A 22518-nucleotide genomic window follows, 5' to 3' on the forward strand; every position below is an offset into this window, starting at 1 on the left:
TGAACCCGCCTGCCCGCTTCCTCAAGTCGGTTGCGTCGGTCACTTCGTCGCCAGTTCGACTTCAGGTTGAAGCTCGCTGCCGACCGGCAGGTGCTGCGCCACAATGCTCACGCGCGGCTGCAACAGCAACGCGACCAGCCCGCTCCAGCCGGTCTGATGCGACGCGCCCACGCCGCGCCCTGTATCGCCATGAAAGTACTCATGGAACAGCACGAGGTCCTGCGAGCGCGGGTCAGCCTGCAGTTGCGGATACGCGGCCATGACCGGGCGCACGCCATCCTTGTCCTTCAGGAACAGGCGCGTGAGGCGCCGCGCGAGTTCGTCGGCTATGTCGCTCAGCGAAAGCTTCTGGCCCGATCCGGTCGGATATTCCACGCGGAAATCATCGCCGTAATAACGATGGAATTCGTATAGCGACTCGATCAGCAGATAGTTGACCGGCATCCAGATCGGCCCGCGCCAGTTCGAGTTGCCGCCGAACACGCGCGAATCCGATTCGCCCGGCAGATACTGGATGCAGAAGCGGTCGCCGTTGTGTTCAAGTACAAATGGCTTGTCCCGATGCACCCGCGACAACGCCCGCACGCCGTAGTCGGACAGAAACTCGCTTTCGTCGAGCATGCGCCTGAGCAGCGCCTTCATCCGATGCCCGCGCAACACCGACAGCAGCAGGCTATTTCCCTTGCCCGGTTCGTTCCAGCGTGACACCAGCTTGGCGAGATCAGGCCGGTGCTCGAGGAACCAGGTAAGCCGATCCCGCAGCCCCGGCAACTGGCCGTGCAGATGCTCTTCCAGCACATGCACCGCGAACAGCGGAATCAGGCCGACGATAGAACGAATGCGCATTGGCACGCTGTTACCGTCGGGGAGTTGCAGCACGTCGTAGAAAAACTCGTCGCGCTCATCCCAGAGGCCGGTATCGCAGGTATCGCTGCAACTGACCGCCTCGGCGATGTACAGAAAATGCTCGAAGAATTTAACGCCGATATCGACGAACACGTGATTCGCGACCGCCAGTTCCAGCGCAATACGCATCAGGTCGAGCGCGTAAGCCGCCATCCATGCGGTGCCGTCCGACTGATCGATACGGCCGCCCGTGGGCAGTGGCGCCCCGCGATCGAAAATGCCGACGTTGTCCAGGCCAAGGAAACCGCCCTGAAAAATGTTGCGGCCGTCGGTGTCCTTGCGGTTCACCCACCACGAGAAGTTCAGCAGCAGTTTGTGGAACACAAGCTCCAGGAAGTCGCGGTCGATCTTGCCCGTGATGGCGCGATCGATTTCATAGACGCGCCATGTCGCCCATGCGTGAACCGGCGGATTGGCGTCGCTGAACGCCCATTCGTAGGCCGGCAGTTGCCCGTTCGGATGCATGTAGCGATCCTTCACAAGCAACAGCAATTGTTTCTTCGCGAATGCCGGATCGATGATCGCGAACGCAGCAGCATGAAACGCGAGATCCCATGAGGCGTACCACGGGTATTCCCACTTGTCCGGCATCGAGACAATGTCCGCATTGCACAGATGCCGCCAGTCAGCATCGCGGCCACGCTTGCGGGCCGCAGGCGGTGTCGGCTGCAACGGATCGCCGTCCATCCAGCGGGTGACATCGAATTGGTAATACTGCTTCGACCACAGCATGCCCGCCAGTGCCTGACGTTGCACGAGCCGCTGGTCGGCGTCATCCATTTCGTGCTGCAGGCCCGCATAAAAGGCATCGGCTTCGGCAATCCGGCGGGCGAACAGCGCGTCGATATCGAGCGGTTGCCGGTCACGGTCTGCATCCGATTCCGGGCGCCAGCGCATGGTCACTACCGTGCGGCTGTTCGGGGCAAACTCGAGATGGACGTGTGCTGCGGCGCGCGTGCCGGTATCGCGTCGGATGGCGCTTTCTTCACCGTGCACGATGCAGTCGTTGAAGCCGTCCTTGAACGGTCCCGCCCCGTCCGAGTTGAACAGGCGCCTGACATTGGTTTCGTTCTCGCAGAACAGCCAGTTGACCGTGGCATTGCCACGGGCTTCGGCGGTCACGACCAGTGGTTCATGGCCATCGCTTTGAGCGATCACGCGGCTACCCTTCGCGTCGGACTGTAAGGTGAGCGAAGGTTTCTTTGAAGGCTGCCATGACCACGTATTGCGCGCCCAGATCTGCGGCAGCAGATCGAGCGACGCGGCGCGATCCCCGCGATTCTCGACCGTCACGCGCATCACGATATCTTCAGGCGTATTTTTCGCATATTCGACATGGACATCGAAATACGCGTCGTCTTCGAATACGCCCGTATCGAGGATTTCATACTCGGGCATGTCCGCGCCGCGGCGGCCGTTTTCGGCAACGAGATCGTCGTAGGGGAACGCGGCATGCGGGTACTTGTACAGCATGCGCATGTAGGAATGCGTCGGCGTGCCGTCGACGTAGAAATACAGTTCCTTCACGTCCTCACCATGGTTTCCTTGCGCGTTCGTCAGGCCGAACAAACGTTCCTTGAGGATCGGATCGAGACCGTTCCACATCGCGAGCGAGACGCACCAGTTGAGCCGGTCGTCGCCGAATCCGGCAATGCCGTCTTCGCCCCAGCGGTAGGCGCGGCTGCGCGCATGATCGTGCGGGAAATAGTCCCAGGCCGTGCCGTTTTCGCTGTAGTCCTCGCGCACCGTGCCCCACTGCCGCTCGCTGAGATACGGTCCCCAGCGTTGCCAGCGCGAACAGTCGGTGGAATGGAGCCGTGCTCCTTCTATGGTGTCGAGTGACTTGGTAGCGCGCAGTGGCGGCATGGGACGTCCTTGACTAAAAGCGTGACGGAAAGACCAATAATCTAGCGCGTTTGGGGCATCTCGGCAGGATCGGCGGAATCGGCATTCAGCAGACGTTCGAGACGCATGAGTTCGCCGAGCGACCACGCCTGGAATGGCGTGCCGCCGGGCGTATGCGGTGCGTCTCCGTCCGCGACTTCGGAAATGTGGTCCAGTCCCGCGTGATGCAGATGGTTGCGCAGCGGCTTGATAAAACGCTCGCGGGCCACGGCTTTCGATGCTTGATCGTCGCCATGAACCCGCAGCCATGCTTGCACAAACGGCCCTGTCAGCCACGGCCAGACTGTGCCCTGATGGTAAGCGCCGTCGCGTTCCATCGGCGTGCCGGTGTAGCACCCCTTGTAGGCAGCGTCATTCGGTGACAAGGTTCGAAGCCCAAGCGGTGTCAGTAAAAGCTGCTCGCATTGATCGACGACCGCGCGTGCGGTAACGCTATTGTCGATCACGGCGAACGGCAATCCGCCCACGGCAAAAAGCTGGTTCGGACGGATGGAACGGTCGAGCTTGCCCCGCTCGTGATCGGCGTCGATGACGTCGTAGAGCGCACCGCTGGCGGGATCGATGAAACGTTGCTGGAAAGCCAGAGTCGCACGCGTGGCCGGTTCCGTCCAGCGTGGGTTCCATGCTGCCGCTATACGCAGCGCGTTGATCCACAACGCCTGCACTTCCACCGGCTTGCCGATGCGCGGCGTCACCACCCAATCGCCCACCTTGGCGTCCATCCAGGTCAGTTGCACGCCGGGAACACCGGCCCGCAGCAGACCGTCTTCAGGATCGGCGGCGATCTGGAAACGCGTGCCGTTTGAGTATCCGTCGAGAATGCCATCGACGGCTTGCTGCAGCCGGTCCTGCGTTTCACGTTGAGCGTGGCCCGTGGCGAGATAGTCATGCACGGCGATCACGAACCACAACGATGCATCCACCGAGTTGTATTCGGGTGCGCCGCTGTCCGGAAAACGATTCGGCAACATGCCTTCAGAAAGCGTGCCGGCCCATTCGAGGAGGATGGATTCGGCGTCGCTGTGTCGGTCGGACGCGATCAGCAAACCGCGCATCGCGATGAAGGTATCGCGGCCCCAATCAGTGAACCAGGGGAAACCAGCGAGGATCGTGCTGCCTACGTTGCGCGCCACGATGTACGCATCGGCGGAACGATGCAGCGGCGTCGGAAAAGCCGCGCGACGCGTGCGTTCAATATCTGCAAGCTGCTTCGCGGTATCGGTGGCGTTCGTCTTCGCGCCCTCGTTCGCGCTCAACACGAGCACGGCTTCGCCAAGGGATAAATCGAACGAAAAGATCCCGGGCGTGGCAAGGTCTTCGTTGAAATCCAGGCCGCGTTCGCGGTCGACGGTATAGCAGAAGTTGCGATACCAGTCGGGCGCATGAACATAAGAGCCATTCGATGCCGCGACCACCGCCGGCACGTCACCATACGCTTGCCAGCGAACCTGGTCGCGCGTCTCCGTGTAACTGAAGTTGAACGCGGGGTTCTCGTGATGCAGCGCGTGATAGTCGCGACCGGAAAGCAATGGCCGAACCTTGAGCGTGAGTGCCTCGCCGTCGAGCCGCCAGCGCATCACCGTCTGCGCGCTCTGCTTCGCGACGAATAGTTCAGCGGTCAGGATATGGTTATCCCCGACCTGGAAGCGCCACGTGGGCCACGGGTCGGTATCGAAGGAAAGCAGGCTTTCAGAGGGGTCCGGCCAGACCGAACCAGCGCCATAACGCTGCATGGACAGCGGAATGCGCGTCTGGCCGGACGCATCTTCCAGCCAGGCCTCCACGCCGTTCACCAGTACCATGCGCCCTGCCGGCGGTTGCGTGGCCGTGAGAAGCAGTGCGTGATACCTGCGCGTCCGTTCGGTGCCCGCCGTGCCCGATGCAAAACCACCAAACGCATCGGCTTCGAGCCATTCGTCGTTGAGACACCCTTCGCTGGCTGGACATTCGAGGCGGGTCATTTTTTGGGTTGCTGCCGGTATGCCCGAAGACCGTTGCTCGCCTGCGCCCGGATCTTCTTCTGCACGAACGATGACCAGCCGAGTAACAGACCCTTGAGCCCCAGCGCCTGGCGGCTCCAGGTCCAGAGGTCGAAGCTGTCGTGATGCTCGAAGATCAGGCCATCGCGAATCGCGAAACGTGCATTGATGCGGTTGACCACCTTGCGCCCGGTCTGGGTGAATCGATAGGTCGCGACCCAGTGCGCCGTCGCGGTCTGGCCGACGGTCTGGATGTCCCCGAAGGTCAGTGAGAATTCGGTGGCGCGTGAGAGCAGCATGCGCCACATGTCCGAGGCTTCGCGGCCTCGCAAGACGCCGAACACCGGATCGCTGAACTGCACGTCGGGCGCATAGCACGCGGCCATCGCTTCGGCGTCGGAGCGCTGAAAGGCTTCATAGAAGCGCTGGATCAACGCGGCGTTCGGGTCCGTCATGTTCGGTCTCTTCAAGAGGAAATTAGCTGACCGCGGCTACAAGTCTTCGTTTTCCGCAGCTTAAACCATGAACGTGGACACTGCGTGAATGATCAGACCGACCGCACCGCCCACCAGCGTGCCGTTCACCCGGATGAACTGCAAGTCGCGGCCTACGCTCAGTTCCACATCGCGTACGAGCGTAGCGTCGTCCCAGTTGCGCACGGTCGCGGCAATATGCTTGGCGATCCCGTCGCGCAGGTCCGGCGCAAGCGACTTGAGTGCGTCACGCATGTGCTCGTTGATCGATTCACGTAACGCCGGGTCGTTGCCCAGTGCAGCAGCGAACGACGCCGATGCGCCCGTCACCTTTTTGTGCAGCGTCGAATCTGGCTGCGCGAGATCGCGGCGCAACCAGTCCTTGAATTCGTCCCACAGTCCGTTCACGTAGGTGCGCAATTCCGGGCGTTCGAGCCATTCGCGCTTGTGCTGGTCAATACGCGCGCGGAAAGCCGGGTCCGTCTTCAGACGTTCGATGAATCCTTCCACCGTCCTGTCGAAAGACTGGCGGCGCTCGTGCTCCGGGTTTTCGCTAATGTCGTGCAGCCACTTGTTCGCGCCGCGTACCAGGCCGCCCGCGAATTTGTTGCCGAGGTCTTCGGCGCTCAGGCCCACAAAACCGAGCATGCCGATCAGCTTCGGATATTCCTCCCCGGCCACGTCCAGAATCTTGGCCGCGAGGATCGCCTGCACTTCCTCGCGATCCAGCCATTGCGCGAGTTCGCGCAAGCCTTCGTCGAGCAGCATTTGATGGCGCCGATCCGCCGTCAGCGTGGACAGCAATCCGCCCACCGCGCCGCCAAGGTCGAATTGTTCGGCGCGGCGGAGCAGGGCTTCGTGGAGCATCGTTTTGACGCGTTCATCGTCGACGAATTCGAGCATCTGGCCCGCTGCCGCGACCGCTTTTGCACCCAGCAGCGCCGCGTTCGCGGGTTCCGCCAGCCAGACCGCGAGACGTCCGGCGGGATCGAAGGCGTTCACGCGGGCGACCAGCGCGTCGGTGCCAAGGAATTTGTCGCGGACGAATTCGGCGAGGTTATCGGCAACGCGTGCCTTGTTCGCCGGCAGGATGGCCGTGTGCGGGATCGGCAGGCCGAGCGGGTGGCGGAACAGCGCGACGACCGCGAACCAGTCGGCCAGAGCGCCGACCATGGCGGCTTCGGCGAAGGCCGAGACCCACGCCCAGGCGCCCACGTCGTGCTGGCTCTTGGCGAGCAGGAATAGTGCGGCTGCCGCGACCAGGAGGCCGGCGGCGAACCATTTCATTTTCTTTAGCGCGAGTGCTTTGTCCTGCGTTGCCATCTTGGTCCGGAGGTTTCTTGGTGGAAGAAGGCCGCCAGCATACCAGTGAGACGAGACCCAGGTGAATGGCCGCGCGGCGGCGGCCTACAGTCCGTTACGCTGAAGTTGCTGCAGTGCAACCATGGCGGTATCGGCGGATTCGATCGGCACGAAAATGTGATCGTGGTACGCCGCGGCGACCACGTTGCAACTGACGTTTGCCCGGCCGAGCGCGGTGGCGAATGCCGCAGTCAGGCCGACCGCCTGGAGGTCTGAGTGGACGGTAAGCGTGATCCAGGCGGCGCGGAATAGCGGCTGGATGCCGGCTCTCGATGCGTCCCCCTCTTCCACGATGATCGTCAGGCCCTCGCGTTCGCGGAACGTCGCCAGCGGCACGATATTTCCGAGGTCATGGGTGAAAGGCACGGTCGCGTAGACGTAGACGCCCGGCTGGAGTTCAGGCGACATGGATGCCAGCAGCGTGTTCAGATCGGCAATGGGGTTGGTCATGGTTTGGTCTTTTTGCAATCGATTTCTCGATGTACATCCAGCGCGAACCCGATCCCAAAGGGGACCGGGCCAACGTGGTTTTATCGGGCGAGTTCCTGCCCTACAAGAGTTACTGAACCGCCTCGGCCGCAACGGTCCCACGCTCGAGCACCGGCCTTAGCGCGGCGCCCGTGTGACTGCGCGGATTCTTCGAGAGCGTATCCGGATCGGTCGCGGCAACGATCGATCCCCCTTCCGTGCCGCCCTCCGGCCCAAGATCGATCACCCAGTCGGCTTCGGCGATCACATCCAGATCATGCTCGATCACCACCACCGAATGCCCGCCATCGACCAGCCGATGCAGCACGCGAATCAGCTTCGCGACGTCGGCCATATGAAGGCCGACGGTGGGCTCGTCGAGCACATACAGCGTATGCGGCGCCTTCTGCCCACGCCGGCCGATATCGTCCCTCACCTTCGACAATTCCGTCACCAGCTTGATCCGCTGCGCTTCACCGCCTGACAAAGTGGGCGATGGCTGCCCGAGCGTCAAATAACCCAGCCCCACATCCTTCATCAGTTGCAGCGGATGCGAGATGCTTTGCATCGCGGAGAAGAACTCGACAGCCTCGTCAATCTCCATGGTCAGCACTTCGCCGATGTTCTTGCCGCGCCACGTCACCGCCAGCGTTTCCGGATTGAAACGCTGACCGTGGCAGACGTCGCACGGTACTTTGACGTCGGGCAGGAAGCTCATGGCGATAGTTCGCACGCCCTGACCCTCACAGGCCGGGCAGCGGCCGTCGCCGGTGTTGAACGAGAAGCGCGACGGCGTATAACCTCGCGCGCGGGCTTCGAGCGTGTCCGCGAACAGCTTGCGAATGGTGTCCCACATGCCGATATACGTGGCCGGACACGAGCGCGGCGTCTTGCCGATCGGCGTCTGATCAACTTCGAGCACACGGTCGATAGTCTCGAACCCGGTCACCTCCGTGCAGCCCTGCCAGCGATGTGCAACATCGAACTTCACACGCGGCGCTTCACGTGACAACACGCTCGAACGGTTGCGCGCAGGCATGTCGGCTTGCGCGGTCTTGCGTGCGCGGCGCGTAGCCGGCGACGACAAAACCGAGCGGCCCACGGCGTCGAGCAGATTGGTCATCAGCACGTCACGAGCAAGCGTGGACTTGCCCGAACCGCTCACGCCCGTGACGGCAATCAGGCGGCCGAGCGGCATGCTCGCGGTGACATTGCGCAAGTTGTGCAGCGTCGCCCCGTGAACCGTGAGCCAGTTCTCAGGCGTTGCGGCGCGCTTCGCGGTTGCGGTTTTTACATCGCGACGCGCTTGCAAAGGATGCTGGATCGGGTTCGCCAGATACTGGCCTGTGAGCGAATCCGGCTGCGCCGCGAGATCGTCCACGCTGCCTTGCGCCACGACCGTACCGCCGCGTTTCCCCGCGCCCGGACCAATATCGATGATGTGATCCGCACGGCGAATCGTGTCCTCGTCGTGCTCCACCACTACCAGCGTGTTGCCCTTGTCGCCGAGTTTCTTCAGTGCATCAAGCAGGATCTTGTTGTCACGCGGATGCAGACCGATGGTCGGTTCATCCAGCACATAACACACGCCTTGCAAGTTGCTGCCGAGTTGCGCGGCCAGGCGAATGCGCTGCGCTTCGCCGCCCGAGAGCGTTGGCGCCGCACGATCCAGGCTCAGATAACCCAGGCCAACTTCTTCGAGGAACAGCAAGCGGCCTTCGATTTCACTGACCACGTCGCGGGCGATATCTGCGTCGCGCCCCTTGAGCTTCAGCTTCTTGATCCAGCCGCGCGTTGCGCCGACTGTCCAGCGGCCGACTTCCGTTATAGGCTGATCGCCAAATGTCACCGCCCGCGCGACTTCGTTCAGGCGCGTGCCATTGCAATCCGGGCAGGGCTGATCGCCGACATCGTCCGGTTCCTGTTGCGCCGATGGAATCGTCTGCTCGCGGCCACGGCCGTCGTCCGAGATCACGGTGTCGTCATAGACTTCGCGCTGTTCGCGCGTGAGCGTGACGCCGGTGCCCACGCAGGTGTTGCACCAGCCGTGCTTGCTGTTGTACGAGAACATCCGCGGATCGAGTTCGGGATAACTCGTACCGCAAACCGGGCACGCCCGTTTGGTCGAGAACACCCGAATCTCGCCAACGTGCTTTGTCCCCTTCTTGCCGCCGTTCAACGCACCATGCAAGTCGTCGAGTGGAGCGAGCAAATGCATCACGCCCTTGCCGAGTTCCAGCGTCTCCAGAAGCATCGCTTTCAGCGTGGCTTCGTCGTTCGCGCTGACGATCAGATCGCCGACCGGCAACTCAATGGTGTGTTCCTTGAAGCGATCGATCTTCGGCCACGGATCAACGGAAAGGAACTCGCCGTCCACGCGCAAATGCGTATGACCGCGCGTCTTCGCCCACTTCGCGAGGTCCGTGTAAATCCCCTTGCGGTTCACCACGAGCGGGGCGAGCAAACCAATATGCTGACCTTTGAAATCCCGCATGATCTGCGCGACGATGGATTCGGGGCTTTGCGCCGTTACCGGCGCGCCGTCATGGACGCAATGCTGGATGCCGAGCTTGACGTACAGAAGCCGCAGGAAATGCCAGACTTCGGACGTGGTCGCGACCGTGCTCTTACGGCCGCCACGCGATAGACGCTGCTCGATGGCAACCGTCGGCGGAATGCCATAGACGGCATCCACTTCAGGACGTCCGGCTGGTTGCACGATCGAACGCGCATACGCATTCAACGATTCCAGATACCGGCGCTGGCCTTCGTGGAAAAGGATATCGAACGCTAACGTGGACTTGCCCGAGCCCGATACGCCCGTAATCACGTTGAACTTGCCGTGCGGGATATCGACGTCGAGTGACTTCAGATTGTGTTCGCGCGCGTTGACAATCCGCACCACGTCTTCACCCTGCAACGCGCGCCGCGCCGCCGCGATTTCCGCGGCCAGTTGCAGCGGAACGCCGGCTGCGCGCTTCTGTGCCGCGCCGGGCGCCATCGCTTCTTCGTAGTCGAGCAGCGCCTTGCCAGTGTGCGATTGTTCGCATGCCGAAACATCATCCGGTGTGCCGACGCAGACCACCATGCCCCCCGCATCGCCACCTTCCGGACCGAGATCGATGATCCAGTCGGCCGCGCGAATGACATCGAGATTGTGCTCGATCACGATCAACGAATGGCCGCGCTCCAGCAGGCGTCTCAACGCCTGCATCAGCTTGGCGATATCGTCGAAATGGAGACCGGTTGTGGGTTCGTCGAACATGAACAAGCGGCCCGGCTGGTTGCCGCTCGCCTGTGCCGTTTCCGCCAAAAAACCCGCCAGCTTCAGGCGCTGCGCTTCCCCGCCCGAGAGCGTGGGGACCGGTTGCCCGAGCTTCACGTATTCCAGCCCGACGTCAACAATCGGCTGCAACACGCGCAGCACTTCCCTGTCTTTCGCAAAGCACGCGACGGCTTCGCTCACGGTCAGGTCGAGTACGTCCGCCACGCTGAGCGACTTGCCGTCGCGCTCGATCTGCACATCCAGGATTTCCGCCCGATACCGCCGTCCATCGCAATCCGGGCAGCGCAAATAAACGTCGCTCAGGAACTGCATCTCGACGTGTTCGAAGCCCGAACCGCCGCAAGTCGGGCAACGGCCATCGCCGGAATTAAAACTGAACATGCCTGCGCTATAACCGCGTTGCGCGGCGAGCGGCGCCTTCGCGAACAGCTTGCGAATCTCGTCAAACGCGCCTACATAGCTCGCCGGATTCGAACGCGCCGTGCGGCCGATCGGCGATTGATCGACGAAGATCACTTCGCTCAAGACATCAGCGCCCTTCAACGCGCGGAATGCGCCCGGCGATTCGGTGGCCTTGCCGAAATGACGCTGCAACGCGGGCGCGAGCACGTCCTGGATCAGCGTCGATTTGCCCGACCCCGACACACCCGTCACGCACACCAGCCGCTGCAACGGGATCTCGACCGTGACATCGCGCAGGTTGTGTTCGGTCGCGCCTTCGAGCACGAGCCGCGGCGTCTTTGCATCGACCGCGCGACGCTGCCAGTTCGATGCATGCGCCACGTGCTTGCGGCCGCCGAGGTACGCGCCCGTCAGCGTGTCGCTATGCTCGATTTCGTTCGGCGGCCCGTCATAGACAATCTCGCCGCCGCGTTCGCCCGGTCCCGGACCCATATCGATAAGACGATCCGCCGCGAGCATCACCGAAGGGTCGTGCTCCACCACCACAAGCGTATTGCCCGCGTCGCGCAGCCGGTGCATGGCTTCGACAATGCGATTCAGGTCGCGCGGATGCAAGCCGATGCTAGGCTCATCGAGCACAAACAGCGTGTTCACCAAGGACGTGCCGAGCGCAGTCGTCAGGTTGATCCGCTGCACTTCGCCACCGGACAGCGTCCGGCTCTGCCGATCCAGCGTGAGGTAACCGAGGCCGACATCGCAGAGATACTTCAGGCGCGTGCGGACCTCGTTGTGCAGAAGCTTGAGCGCGTCGTCAAGCAGCGTGCTTGGCAAGGTCAGCGAGTCGAAGAAACGGCGAATGCGGTCGATCGGCATCAGCATCAAATCGTGCAGCGTGAGGCCCGGCAGCGCTTCGAGTTGCGCACGCGTCCAGTCCACGCCTGCGGGCAGGAAACGATCGGCCGGCTTCAGCACGGCGTCCGCTTGCTCCTTCGTGCCGAGACGCCACAGCAGCGCTTCCGTCTTCAGACGCGCGCCCTCGCACGTTGGGCACTTCGTGTAGCTGCGATATTTCGACAGCAACACGCGGATGTGCATCTTGTAGGCTTTCGATTCGAGGTAATCGAAGAAACGCTGCACGCCGTACCACTGGTTTTGCCACTTGCCGGTCCAGTCCGGCGAGCCGCCGATCACCCAGTCGCGCTCCTTTTGCGTGAGTTCGCTCCAAGGCACACCAAGTCGAATGCCTGCTTTCGCGCCGTAGCGCAGCAGGTCGTCCTGATTCTCTTTCCATGCGGGTGTTTGCAGCGTCTTGACAGCGCCTTCGCGCAGGGTCTTGCGTTCATCGGGAATCACGAGGCCGAGATCCACGCCGATCACCCGGCCGAATCCGCGACACGTTTCGCATGCGCCATACGCCGAGTTGAACGAGAACAACGCGGGTTGCGGATCGGCATAGCGGATGTCGCTTTCCGGGCTATGCAGGCCGGTGGAAAAGCGCCACGTTGGCACGTCGTTTGTTTCAGGCGTTTCCTCACCCGGCTCCGGCAGCACATACACATTCACTCGCCCCGTGCCGCGCAGCAACGCGCCTTCGATAGCCTCCAGCGCCCGCGAGCGCTCCGTCTTCTGCAAGCGGAATCTGTCTGCCACCACATCGAGCATTTGCCGGCCGTCCACATGCCGCTTGGCCTGCACGCGCGTATAGCCGCTGGCGGAAAGCCACTGCGCGACTTCGTCGTCGCTCGCGGACTCGGGCAGTTCCACCGGGAACGTGATCGCGATGCGCGGATCATTCGCCTTCGTGCGCTCGAGCAATTCAACGTAGATGGTCTCCGGCGTATCGTGCCGGACCTGATGCGAGGTCTTTTTATCGAAGAGCTCGGCGGCGCGTGCGTAGAACAGTTTCAGGTGATCGTTCAGCTCGGTCATCGTGCCGACGGTCGAGCGCGAACTGCGCACCGGATTGGTCTGGTCGATAGCAATGGCCGGCGGCACGCCGTCTACGCGATCCACCTGCGGACGGTCCATCCGGTCGAGGAATTGCCGCGCATACGCGCTGAACGTTTCGACGTAGCGACGCTGGCCTTCGGCGTAGAGCGTATCGAACACGAGGCTCGATTTGCCCGAGCCCGAAGGGCCGGTCACCACGGTCATCTGTCCCGTGTGAAGGTCCAGATCGATGTTTTTGAGATTGTGCTGGCGAGCACCGCGAATGCGGATTGCGTTGTTGGATGCCAATTTTTCCTAACCGGTTCAATGAGTTAGATCGTCCGCTAGTTGGCCTGGGCGACGCGCGGCTCGCGCTTAGGAGCCGCCGTTCGACACGCATTAGCGAGATAACGGCCGATGAAGTCGACACTGTACACCCATACAGTATTTTCGACAGGGCTTGATGCGCCGAAAAAGCGCTGTGCGGAAGGACGAGCAACGTGTGAAGTGCGGACACGTCTTGCTAGACCGGACATGCTGAAACAGTGAGGTTACTGGATGCGTTTGTGCCAACCGGCTAATCAGCCGCCACCCACCGCCAGACTCCAGGCGGAGAGTCGATCGTGACCGGCATGCACATCCTGTTAGTCGGTATACCCCTGTAACGTCACTACTTTACCCCGTTAGTGCATGCGCCGAGAGTAGCCTCCATTCATCGTTGATCGGGAGGATCTCCATGCGTGTATTCGTTACTGGCGCGACCGGCTTCGTCGGCTCCGCCGTTGTTCAGGAACTGCTCGCTGCTGGGCACACGGTGCTCGGTCTGGCCCGCTCGGAGTCCGCCGCTGCGTCGCTTGCCGCAGCGGGGGCGGACGTGCATCGCGGTTCGCTCGACGATCTCGACAGCCTGCATCGCGGGGCGGCCGCTGCGGACGGCGTGATTCATACGGGCTTCAACCACGACTTCTCGAAATTCGCCGAAAACTGCGAGATGGACCGGCGCGCCATCGAGGCGCTCGGCGCCGCACTCGCAGGCTCCGCGCGCCCGCTGCTCGTTACCTCCGGGGTGGCCCTCCTGGCGACGGGCCGTGTCGCAACCGAGGAAGATGAGCCGGTTCCGACTTCCGCCGCCTATCCCCGTGCTTCGGAAGTCACGGCCGCTTCGCTGGCGGCACGCGGCGTGTGCGCGTCGGTGGTCCGCCTGCCTCCCTCGGTCCATGGCGATGGCGACCATGGCTTCGTTCCGCGTCTGATTGACTTCGCGCGCGATAAAGGCGTCTCAGCCTATCTGGGCGATGGCCTCAATCGTTGGCCGGCTGTTCATCGGCTCGATGCTGCCGGTGTTTACCGGCGAGCACTTGAAAAAGGAACCGCCGGAGCCCGATATCACGCGATCGCCGAAGAGGGCGTGCTGTTCAAGGACATCGCCGGCGTGATCGGTCGGCACCTGAACCTGCCGGTAGTCAGCAAAACCCCTGCGGAAGCGAACGAGCACTTCGGCTGGTTCGCGATGTTCGCGGGAATGGACGCCCAGGCCGCCGGTCAACGGACACGGGAACTGCTGGGGTGGGAGCCGAAGCAGCCGGGGCTGATCGCCGATATCGACCGGGCGGCGTATTTCGGAGGCTGAAAATACGGTTGGCAGCGCATTGCGTTTTTGAGGGCAGGCATGGACAGCGGAGCGCACGGAGCCTATCCGGACAAGCGGGAAGCCTTCGTGCGCAGACCTGCCAGAACGTCACTGCTGGATGCAGACGGACAACCGCCGCTGCGTTCAAAATGCGGCGTTCGGGCCTCAACGTCCAGCTCTCTCATTCGACCTGAACCCAGGCGGCTTATTGCGTCGGAACGTGCAACACGATCTGAAATCCCTCGGTTGCCGAAGGCGGGACAAAGTACTGCGTTATCTGGTCGAACTGGGCATCGGTTGTTTCGAACGGATGCTCGCCCGAGGCGTTCCGAGCCCTGAGCCGGGTCTTGCAAATTTCATCGCTGACGTCGAGGTAGTGAAGTCGGTGCCCCACGCCGGCGCCGTCAAATAGCTCGCGCCCCCATGCGCGGCTGTTGATGGTGTTGAAAGGAAAATCGAGTATCACAGACATCCCGGCCGACAGGAGTGCACGAACGTGCTCAGAGAGCGCTCGTCTGATGCGCCCCGAGCAACGTACATAGTCCTCCAGCGTGCGGATTTCGCCCGGATAGAGATGCGTCATCCAGATATCCTCGCTGAGGATCACGGCATTCTCCGTGCGCGCCAGGCGTTGGGTCAGCGTTGATTTTCCCGACGCGATCTTGCCGCAGACCATATGAAGAACGGCTGCATCGTCCGACCTACCCTCACGCTTGCTCATGATTTCCAAGTCCTCTGTAGGAGCCCAGAAAGCAAAAACCCGCCTTCTGGGCGGGTTGCTTTTGAACTGTCAAGTCGAGAGCTATTCCGCCGATTCGGTAGCGGCGGAAATAATCGATTTGATGTAGCGCTTGTTCATGAAAAAAATCATACCGTGATGAACGAGAAGAGACAAGCCAATCGATCAGACCAAATTCTCGACCGGGTTGTGTGCGGTCTGTGGCGCTGACGGGCTTTCCATGCATGCGGTTCAACTTGCTGAACCAGGCTTGCCGTCGATCACGCGAGCTCGGCGCGTTGGTTTGGTCGATACCTGCCGCTTTGACTCTTGGTGCGCGATGCATCGTCGAAAAATGCGGGCACAAAAGCGCCGCTCCCCGCACTTCGAATCACTTTGAGTAACAAGCCGGTCCAAATGAACCTGGTTTCAGGACGTCTGGTTCGCACGGCAAGATGCAACCACCGATGTTTCTCAATCGTGAACAGCAACAATCGCTTCGATCTCCACCGTGATATTGCCGGGCAGCGACCCCACGCCGACAGCCGACCGCGAGTGCCGGCCCGCGTCGCCGAAGACATCGACGAAAAGGTCTGAGCAGCCATTGATTACGCGTGGATGGTCAGCGAAATCCGGCGTTGCATTCACCATGCCGAGCAGTTTTACGATGCGTCTTACCCGCCCCAGGTCGCCCAGCTCCGCATGCAGGACGGACAACAGGTTAAGACCGACGAGTAACGCATGCGCATACGCTTCATCTGCGGTGACGTTGTCACCAACCTTCCCCGTCATCAGATGCCCGGTTTCATCAAGCGGCCCTTGCCCCGACAAAAACAGCAGGTTGCCTTCGCGTGTGCAATGAGTGAAGTTGCCGATGGGCGCGGGCACGTCCTGAAGTTTTAAGCCGCGGGCCTGCAGTCGTTCATAGCAGTTCATCTCAGTCGAAAATCCCATGTTGCGTTGGTTCTCTTTCAAGTGTTGAGGACAAGATTCAAATACCGGTCGACCAGCGCCTTGCTCAACCGATAGAGTCAGGCGTGCGGCGCTGCCAGCCGAGCCGCGCTTCAATGCGCGCGGCGACGACTTTCAGTTCACCGCCGAAACGTTCAGTACTCTGAAGCGCTTTGGCTTCAGGCATCACGATCGAAATGGTGAACACGCAGTCCCCGGCCTGGTCGAGTACCGGGGCGGCGAGACACGCTACGGACGCATCCGACTCTCCGATCTGGATCGACAGGCGCGCATCCAGCGCTTCACGCGCCATTCGTGCGAGCACGTCAGGACGCGTTTCGGCGCGGGCAGTGGGAGACGACTTCGCGTACCGCTCGAAATAAGCGATCCGCTCGGCGTCCGGCAGATGTCCCACCAGCAACCTCCCCGACGCAGTCCAGTTGAGCGGCACTCGGCTTCCTACCCGCGAAGTCACGCGAAAATGGCCAGGCCCCTCGGCCATTTGCAACACGACCATCATGCCGTCCTCGAGTCCGCACACCTGCACCGTCTCTCCGACCTGCGCCGACAAGCGGTTCATCTCTTCATGCGCGACCAGAAGATAATCGAGCGAACTGGCATACGTCAGCCCGTAACCGTACAGCCGCGAGCCGAGCCAGATCGCCCCCTCGGGCGTGCGGGCCAGCAGGTTCTTCTCCACCAGGTCATTGATGATCGAATAAACCGTCGACAGCGGCGCACCGACCAGACGCGCGATTTCATACGCGGTGATCGGACGGTTGGTGTCCTGCAACGCGTCGAGGATCTGCACTGCCCGATCGATTGCGCTGGTGCGCGTGCGTGCTGGCGACGCGGACGCGTCCGGCACCGGCTGCTCTACTCGCTGCGGTTCCTGCATGGTTTGACGGGGCTTGGCGGCCATCACACTCCTGAAGACTGATTGTTTTTGTACAGTTTGACGCAAGCGCATCGTATGATAATCTAATACACAATTACAACATACATTCCATAATAAAGGAATAACAGGAGCCGCACGATGGATATTTATTCCCGATTTGGTCTACGCCCGGTCGTCAATGTCTCGGGCACGATGACGAGCCTGGGTGCGTCCATTGTGGCGGCGCCGATCATTGAAGCAATGGCGGCCATCCTTCCTCAGTTCGTCGAGATCGACGACCTGCAACGCAAGGCATCGGCCGTCATCGCGCAAGCTTGCGGCAGCGAAAGCGGCTATATCACTGCATCGTGTTCGGCCGCGATCACGCTCGGAATTGCCGCAACCATGACCGGCGACGATCCGGGTTTGATCGAGCGTTTACCCGATACAAGCGGACTGCGCAACGAGGTCGTCGTGCAAACGGGTCATCTCGTCAATTATGGCGCACCTATCGATCAGGCCATCCGGCTCGCCGGCGCTCGCGTCGTGCCGGTAGGAGCGGCCACGGAGTCGCATGGTTATCAGTTGGCTGCTGCAATCAGCGAGCGCACAACTGCCGCGCTCTATGTGGTTTCGCATCATACGGTCCAGTTCGGACTGATCCACGTGGAAGAATTCATCGCCATCGCGCATGCGAAGGGTGTCCCCGTGATAGTTGATGCGGCCTCCGAATATGACCTTACGCGTTTCATTGCCGCGGGCGCCGATCTCGTGTTGTATTCGGCGCACAAGTTTCTCGGCGGCCCGACCGCAGGTATTGTCGCCGGCAAGAAAACGCTGGTACGTGCAGCCTATTTCCAGAATGGCGGCATTGGCCGTGGCATGAAAGTGGGCAAGGAAGGCATTGCCGGCGCCATCGCCGCGCTCGAACAATGGCAGCAGCGCGACCATGCAGCGGTCCGCGCCCGCGAACGCGGTTATCTCGAGTTGTGGCGTGAAGCGCTTAACGCTCGCTCCGGCGTGCGCGCGGAGATCGATGCCGATCCAACCGGCAATCCGCTCGACCGCCTTAAGCTCTCCATTGATCCACACGAGGCGCGTATCAGCGCCTGGGACCTGGCCGACGCTCTCGCCCATCCGCCCGCGGGCGGCGTGCCAGTGATCGTCCGCGATCACGAGGCCGAACTGAATTTCTTCTTCATCGACCCGTGCAATCTGCATCCCGGTCAGGAGCACAGCGTCCTTGAACGCCTGCTTGATGAACTGGATCGTGCGCAGCACGCGCCGCATCCCCTCGTCACCCCGTTTTCCCAGCGCGATGCGCGGCGTGGCGCCGGCCGCCGGAATTGGCCCGACTGACTGGCCCGACTGAATCTGATTTTCTTGTATGACCCCGATACGCCGGATTTCTCCGGCGTCGCTTTGCCTTGCACGTTTAGCAGTCCTTATGCCATCGAAGAGAACAAGAATTCGTCGATGGCCGCCCTTCTTTCGACCAGAGGAAACCAGATGCATAAGCAGATCCTTCGCACGGCCGTGGCCGTCGCCGTGACAGGAAGCGTTGCGCAAGCCGCTTTCGCCCAAAGCAGCGTGACGCTCTACGGTATTGTGGATGCCGGCTTCACGTACACCAACAATCAAAAAGGCAACAGCGCCTATCAAGCCACTCAAGGCAATGTGCAAGGGTCACGCTGGGGTCTGCTTGGAAGCGAGGATCTGGGCGGTGGCAACAAGGTCCTGTTCAAGCTCGAAAATGGCTTCAGCCTGGAATCGGGCGCATTGGGCCAGGGCGGACGCATGTTCGGCCGCAGCGCATGGGTGGGACTGAGCAACGACCGCGCGGGTACGATCACGCTCGGGCGCCAATACAACAGCGTTCAGGACTACCTCTCGAATCTGCAGATCAACGGCGTCGGCGCAATGAGCCAGTACGGCAACGCGATCTACGACAACGACGATCTGAACAATACTTACCGTACCGACAACGCCATCAAGTACACCACGCCGACGTTCTCAGGCTTCACTGCCAACGCCATGTACGCGTTCTCGAACACAGCCGGCGACTTCTCGAACAACCGAGCGTGGAGCGTGGGCGCGGATTATGCCGCCGGTCCGGTGCGCCTGGACGCGGCCTACTCGCTGGTCAATCGCCCGGCGTCGAACACGGCGGGCGCGGCGCCCTCCGACAACTATTACGGTACCAGTTCGTCGATCATCAGCAACGTCGCGCGCAATCAGGTCTGGGGCGCAGGCGGTGCCTACACGTTCGGACCGGCCACGGTCGCCCTGCTGTATACGAACTCGCAATTCGACCTCCTGAGCGGCGGCAGCCTGCGTTTTGCGAACTACGAAGCGAGCGTGCGTTATCAGTTCACGCCCGCCACGCTGCTCTCGCTCGGCTACATCTACACGAGCCAGAACAGCAGCTCGGCAACCGCATCGAATGCTCACTACAACCAGCTCGCACTGGGTGGCGAGTACTTCCTGTCAAAGACCACGGACGTCTACCTGAACGGCATTTACCAGCGTTCGTCCGGCTCGAAGGCATGGGTTGAAGGCGTCTCGAATCCGTCCAGCAACAACGGTCAGTTCGTGACCGTCGTGGGAATTCGACACAAGTTCTAACCAGGTATGCCAGACCGTTGAAGACCCACGCGGCTCGACGGTCCGGTTCCTCAGACCGCTATTTTGGAGCCTCCATGGCGACTGTCCAGGGAAGTCTTTTACTCGTTTACGCGTTGGTCGCGATCATCGCGCTGGTCGTGCTGATCGCGCGATTCAAGCTCAATCCGTTTATCACGCTGATGGTGGTGTCCGTCGCGCTCGCGCTTGCTGTCGGCATGCCGATGACATCGATTCTCAAGTCATTCGAAACCGGCGTGGGCGGAACGCTCGGGCATATTGCGATCGTCGTCGGGCTCGGTACGATGCTCGGCAAGATGATGGCCGAATCTGGCGGCGCCGAGCGCATCGCGCAAACGCTCATCGGCTTGTTTGGCCCGAAGAATGTGCATTGGGCAATGATGTGCATCGCGTTCCTGGTTGGCCTGCCGGTATTTTTTGAAGTCGGTTTCGTGTTGCTGATTCCAATTGCGTTCAACGTCGCGCAGCGTACCGGCACGTCGATGATCCGCGTCGGCATTCCGATGGTCGCGGGACTCTCGGTCGTGCACGGCCTGATTCCGCCGCACCCTGCCGCGTTGCTGGCGGTGACCGCTTATAACGCGGATATTGGCCACACGATTTTCTACGCGTTGATTGTCGGCATTCCCACGGCGATTATCGCGGGGCCGTTGTTCTCGAAACTGATCTCGAAGTTCGTCGTGCTCGAGGGTGTCAACCCGATGGCGCAGCAATTTATCGAGCAGGATGCCGCACGCGCCACGCAGAAACTGCCCAGCTTCGGTATCACGCTGCTGACGGTCTTGTTGCCCGTTCTGCTGATGCTCGTGGGTAGTTGGGCCGACCTGATCGCACCAGCGAAGTCGACGGCCAATGACGTACTGCGCCTGATCGGGCATCCGGACATGGCGCTGCTGCTTGCCGTGCTGTTGAGTTTCTACACGTTCGGCTCGGCGCGTGGGTTCAATCGCGAATCGATCCTCAAGTTCACGAACGAGTGTCTGGCGCCGACCGCCAGCATCACGCTGGTCGTGGGGGCCGGGGCCGGTTTCGGGCGCATCCTGATCGATAGCGGCGCGTCCAAAGCGATTGTCGACGTGGCCACCGGCGCGCACGTGCCGCTGCTGATTCTTGCGTGGCTGGTCGCCGGCTTGATTCGTGTGGCGACCGGATCGGCGACTGTTGCCATGGCCACGGCGGCGGGGATTATCGCGCCGATCGCAGCAGCAGCGGCCACCACCGCGACTGGCGTGCGTCCCGAACTCCTCGTGCTCGCGACGGGCGCCGGATCGCTGATCTTGTCGCACGTGAACGACGGCGGTTTCTGGCTGGTCAAGGAGTACTTCGGCATGACCGTGACGCAGACGTTCAAGACCTGGACGGTGTGCGAGACGATTATTTCGGTGACCGCGCTGGCGTTCACGCTTGGGTTGTCGATGGTGATCTGAAGCGAAGTTTGGGTCCGGTGCGCGCATGTCAGGGCGCGTACCGGATCAGTCAGCACTCGATCCACATTCAATTCCCCGGCGTTTTACCCGAACCAAAGCGTGTCACGATCCAAGCCGATACCCCTTGTTGCGGATCGTATGGAACAGCGGCTCCTCACCTTCGGTATCTATCTTTTTTCGCAGCCGGCCGATATGAACCTCGATCAGGTTGGTGCCCGGATCGAACCGGTATCCCCAGACGGCCTCGAAAATCATGGGCCGGCTCAGCACGCAACGGCTTTGCTCCATCATGTAGACCAGCAGCCGGTATTCGGCATGACTCAGTTCTATCGCCACGCCCGAGCGCGTGACCTGGCGGCTCAACCGGTCGACCTCGAGCGTCCCGACCCGGAGCAGCGTGTCGCTTGACGCGTGGCCCGCGTCCTTGCGCCGAATCATGACTTCAAGACGGACCACCAGTTCGTCCGGGTGATACGGTTTCGCGAGATAGTCGTCACCGCCCTCGCGCAAGCCGCGCACTTTTTCATCGATATCCGACAACGCGCTGATCATCAGGACGGGCAGGTCGATCTCGGCTTCCCTCAGCAAGCGGACCAGCATGATTCCGTCTGCGTCAGGCAGCTTGCGATCAAGCGTCATGGCGTCGTAAGCGGTGGCAAGTGCCGCCCGCAGCGCCTCGCACCCGGTCGTGACGAGATCGACCTCAAAGCCTTGTTCACGCAGCGTCTGGGCGATTTCCGCAGCAGTGTCGGGATCGTTTCCGACCGTCAGGATGCGCCGCTGCCGTGGGGCCCCACTCGCAATGTTGCTAGCCAATTGTTTTGCTCGTTATAAGTTCGAAGGTCTCTCCCGATTTTAACGAATCAATAAAATGCTGACGATGAAAATTCTCTCACGATCGCACTGACCATCAATTCACCACTAGCGCCAACCCTCACTGCATCTTACGGCGGCTCCAGATAGTCAAATGAACTTTAATTTCTGGATATCGCTCCCTGCGAGCCAGTTCAGCTCAGCCATTAAGCCGAAACGACCCATCGTGCTTTATGTCGATTTATGCCGCATTAAATCTGTCGCTGTGTTTGATAGGGCCGACTCAAGTTTGCAGAATGCAAATTATGTTTTTCGACAACTGAGCAAACTTGACTGGCGTGCGCCCAGGTATCGCAATTGCGACTCAAGCCCAGCGCGATCAAGTCACAGACCTAACGCGCGCGGTAAAACAACTTGCAAAACAATTTTCCGACCTCGATTCAGTCGGATATGACCCGGTCACTGAAGACAGCCGATATTTGTAGCTCTTCGAAGTAGAGACAACGCTTGGTGGAGAAGCGGGCCGGACAACGCGTCACCGGGACTGACGCACCCGATCACCATTAAATCCTCCAGCGCCCCGTTTCGTTGGACGCGGCTTTACTTCATATCGATTATCAGGTTTTTAATTAAAAATCCATTCATGAGAAATTCAACATGCAGATTTAAAACAAGCAACGCCTGTTTTTACCGAGCTGCGGATTGGCGACTGCCTGCGCATTTCTTGCCGGCAGATTCGCGCTGCCTCG

General features: G+C 61.1%; 14 protein-coding genes and 1 pseudogene. 5 read left to right on the forward strand and 10 right to left on the reverse strand.

All coding sequences use genetic code 11. The features are described from left to right. Nucleotides 1-39: 39 nt before the first annotated feature. The 5 genes from SBC1_RS32815 to SBC1_RS32835 form a co-directional block, all read right to left on the reverse strand. Complete coding sequence (locus tag SBC1_RS32815) at nucleotides 40-2772, reverse strand: glucosidase (RefSeq protein WP_165104480.1); 2733 nt, start codon at nucleotides 2770-2772, stop codon at nucleotides 40-42. 41 nt (nucleotides 2773-2813) lie between these two features. After that, complete coding sequence (locus SBC1_RS32820) at nucleotides 2814-4772, reverse strand: amylo-alpha-1,6-glucosidase (RefSeq protein ID WP_165104481.1); 1959 nt, start codon at nucleotides 4770-4772, stop codon at nucleotides 2814-2816. After that, nucleotides 4769-5245, reverse strand: a complete 477-nt coding sequence (locus SBC1_RS32825; RefSeq protein WP_165104482.1) for a nuclear transport factor 2 family protein — start codon at nucleotides 5243-5245, stop codon at nucleotides 4769-4771. Before SBC1_RS32825 ends, SBC1_RS32820 begins: the two co-directional genes overlap by 4 nt. A gap of 60 nt (nucleotides 5246-5305) precedes the next feature. Beyond that, entirely contained in the window at nucleotides 5306-6586 is a 1281-nt protein-coding gene (locus SBC1_RS32830; RefSeq protein ID WP_165104483.1) for a DUF445 domain-containing protein, read from the reverse strand. An 84-nt stretch (nucleotides 6587-6670) separates the two neighbouring features. Then, on the reverse strand, nucleotides 6671-7075 hold the full coding sequence (locus tag SBC1_RS32835; protein WP_165104484.1) for an ACT domain-containing protein: 405 nt from the start codon (nucleotides 7073-7075) through the stop codon (nucleotides 6671-6673). Nucleotides 7076-7089: 14 nt separating this feature from the next. Here SBC1_RS32835 and SBC1_RS32840 point away from each other — a divergent pair. Further along, nucleotides 7090-7191, forward strand: a pseudogene (locus SBC1_RS32840) (cyanate hydratase); the annotation flags it as partial. Here the strand turns inward: SBC1_RS32840 and uvrA are convergent. Further along, nucleotides 7185-13019, reverse strand: coding sequence for an excinuclease ABC subunit UvrA (uvrA, locus tag SBC1_RS32845; protein WP_165104485.1), 5835 nt, complete (start codon nucleotides 13017-13019; stop codon nucleotides 7185-7187). The pseudogene SBC1_RS32840 and the gene uvrA overlap by 7 nt on opposite strands. 427 nt (nucleotides 13020-13446) lie before the next feature. Between uvrA and SBC1_RS32850 the strand changes: the two genes are divergently transcribed. Further along, on the forward strand, nucleotides 13447-14340 hold the full coding sequence (locus SBC1_RS32850; RefSeq protein WP_165104486.1) for an SDR family oxidoreductase: 894 nt from the start codon (nucleotides 13447-13449) through the stop codon (nucleotides 14338-14340). 205 nt (nucleotides 14341-14545) lie between these two features. On the opposite strand, the gene SBC1_RS32855 is transcribed toward SBC1_RS32850, so the two are convergent. The 3 genes from SBC1_RS32855 to SBC1_RS32865 form a co-directional block, all read right to left on the reverse strand. Then, nucleotides 14546-15061: an ATP-binding protein gene (locus SBC1_RS32855; RefSeq protein WP_165104487.1), complete on the reverse strand. Its 516-nt coding sequence runs from the start codon at nucleotides 15059-15061 to the stop codon at nucleotides 14546-14548. Nucleotides 15062-15532: 471 nt separating this feature from the next. Further along, nucleotides 15533-15994, reverse strand: coding sequence for a RidA family protein (locus SBC1_RS32860; protein ID WP_165104933.1), 462 nt, complete (start codon nucleotides 15992-15994; stop codon nucleotides 15533-15535). An 82-nt stretch (nucleotides 15995-16076) separates the two neighbouring features. Further along, nucleotides 16077-16931 (reverse strand): IclR family transcriptional regulator, encoded by an 855-nt coding sequence (locus SBC1_RS32865; protein WP_165104488.1) that lies wholly within the window; start codon nucleotides 16929-16931, stop codon nucleotides 16077-16079. Nucleotides 16932-17045: 114 nt separating this feature from the next. Here SBC1_RS32865 and SBC1_RS32870 point away from each other — a divergent pair, with 114 nt between their 5' ends. The 3 genes from SBC1_RS32870 (at nucleotide 17046) to SBC1_RS32880 (ending at nucleotide 20956) form a co-directional block, all read left to right on the forward strand. Further along, nucleotides 17046-18245 (forward strand): aminotransferase class V-fold PLP-dependent enzyme, encoded by a 1200-nt coding sequence (locus SBC1_RS32870; RefSeq protein WP_165104489.1) that lies wholly within the window; start codon nucleotides 17046-17048, stop codon nucleotides 18243-18245. A 150-nt stretch (nucleotides 18246-18395) separates the two neighbouring features. Further along, on the forward strand, nucleotides 18396-19511 hold the full coding sequence (locus SBC1_RS32875; protein ID WP_165104490.1) for a porin: 1116 nt from the start codon (nucleotides 18396-18398) through the stop codon (nucleotides 19509-19511). A gap of 74 nt (nucleotides 19512-19585) precedes the next feature. Beyond that, nucleotides 19586-20956: a gluconate:H+ symporter gene (locus tag SBC1_RS32880; RefSeq protein ID WP_165104491.1), complete on the forward strand. Its 1371-nt coding sequence runs from the start codon at nucleotides 19586-19588 to the stop codon at nucleotides 20954-20956. A 102-nt stretch (nucleotides 20957-21058) separates the two neighbouring features. Here SBC1_RS32880 and SBC1_RS32885 read toward each other — a convergent pair whose 3' ends face one another. Beyond that, nucleotides 21059-21772, reverse strand: coding sequence for a response regulator transcription factor (locus SBC1_RS32885; protein ID WP_241202312.1), 714 nt, complete (start codon nucleotides 21770-21772; stop codon nucleotides 21059-21061). Between the last annotated feature and the right edge of the window lie 746 nt (nucleotides 21773-22518).

It is taken from the genome of Caballeronia sp. SBC1 (assembly GCF_011493005.1).
Taxonomy (GTDB): Bacteria; Pseudomonadota; Gammaproteobacteria; order Burkholderiales; family Burkholderiaceae; genus Caballeronia.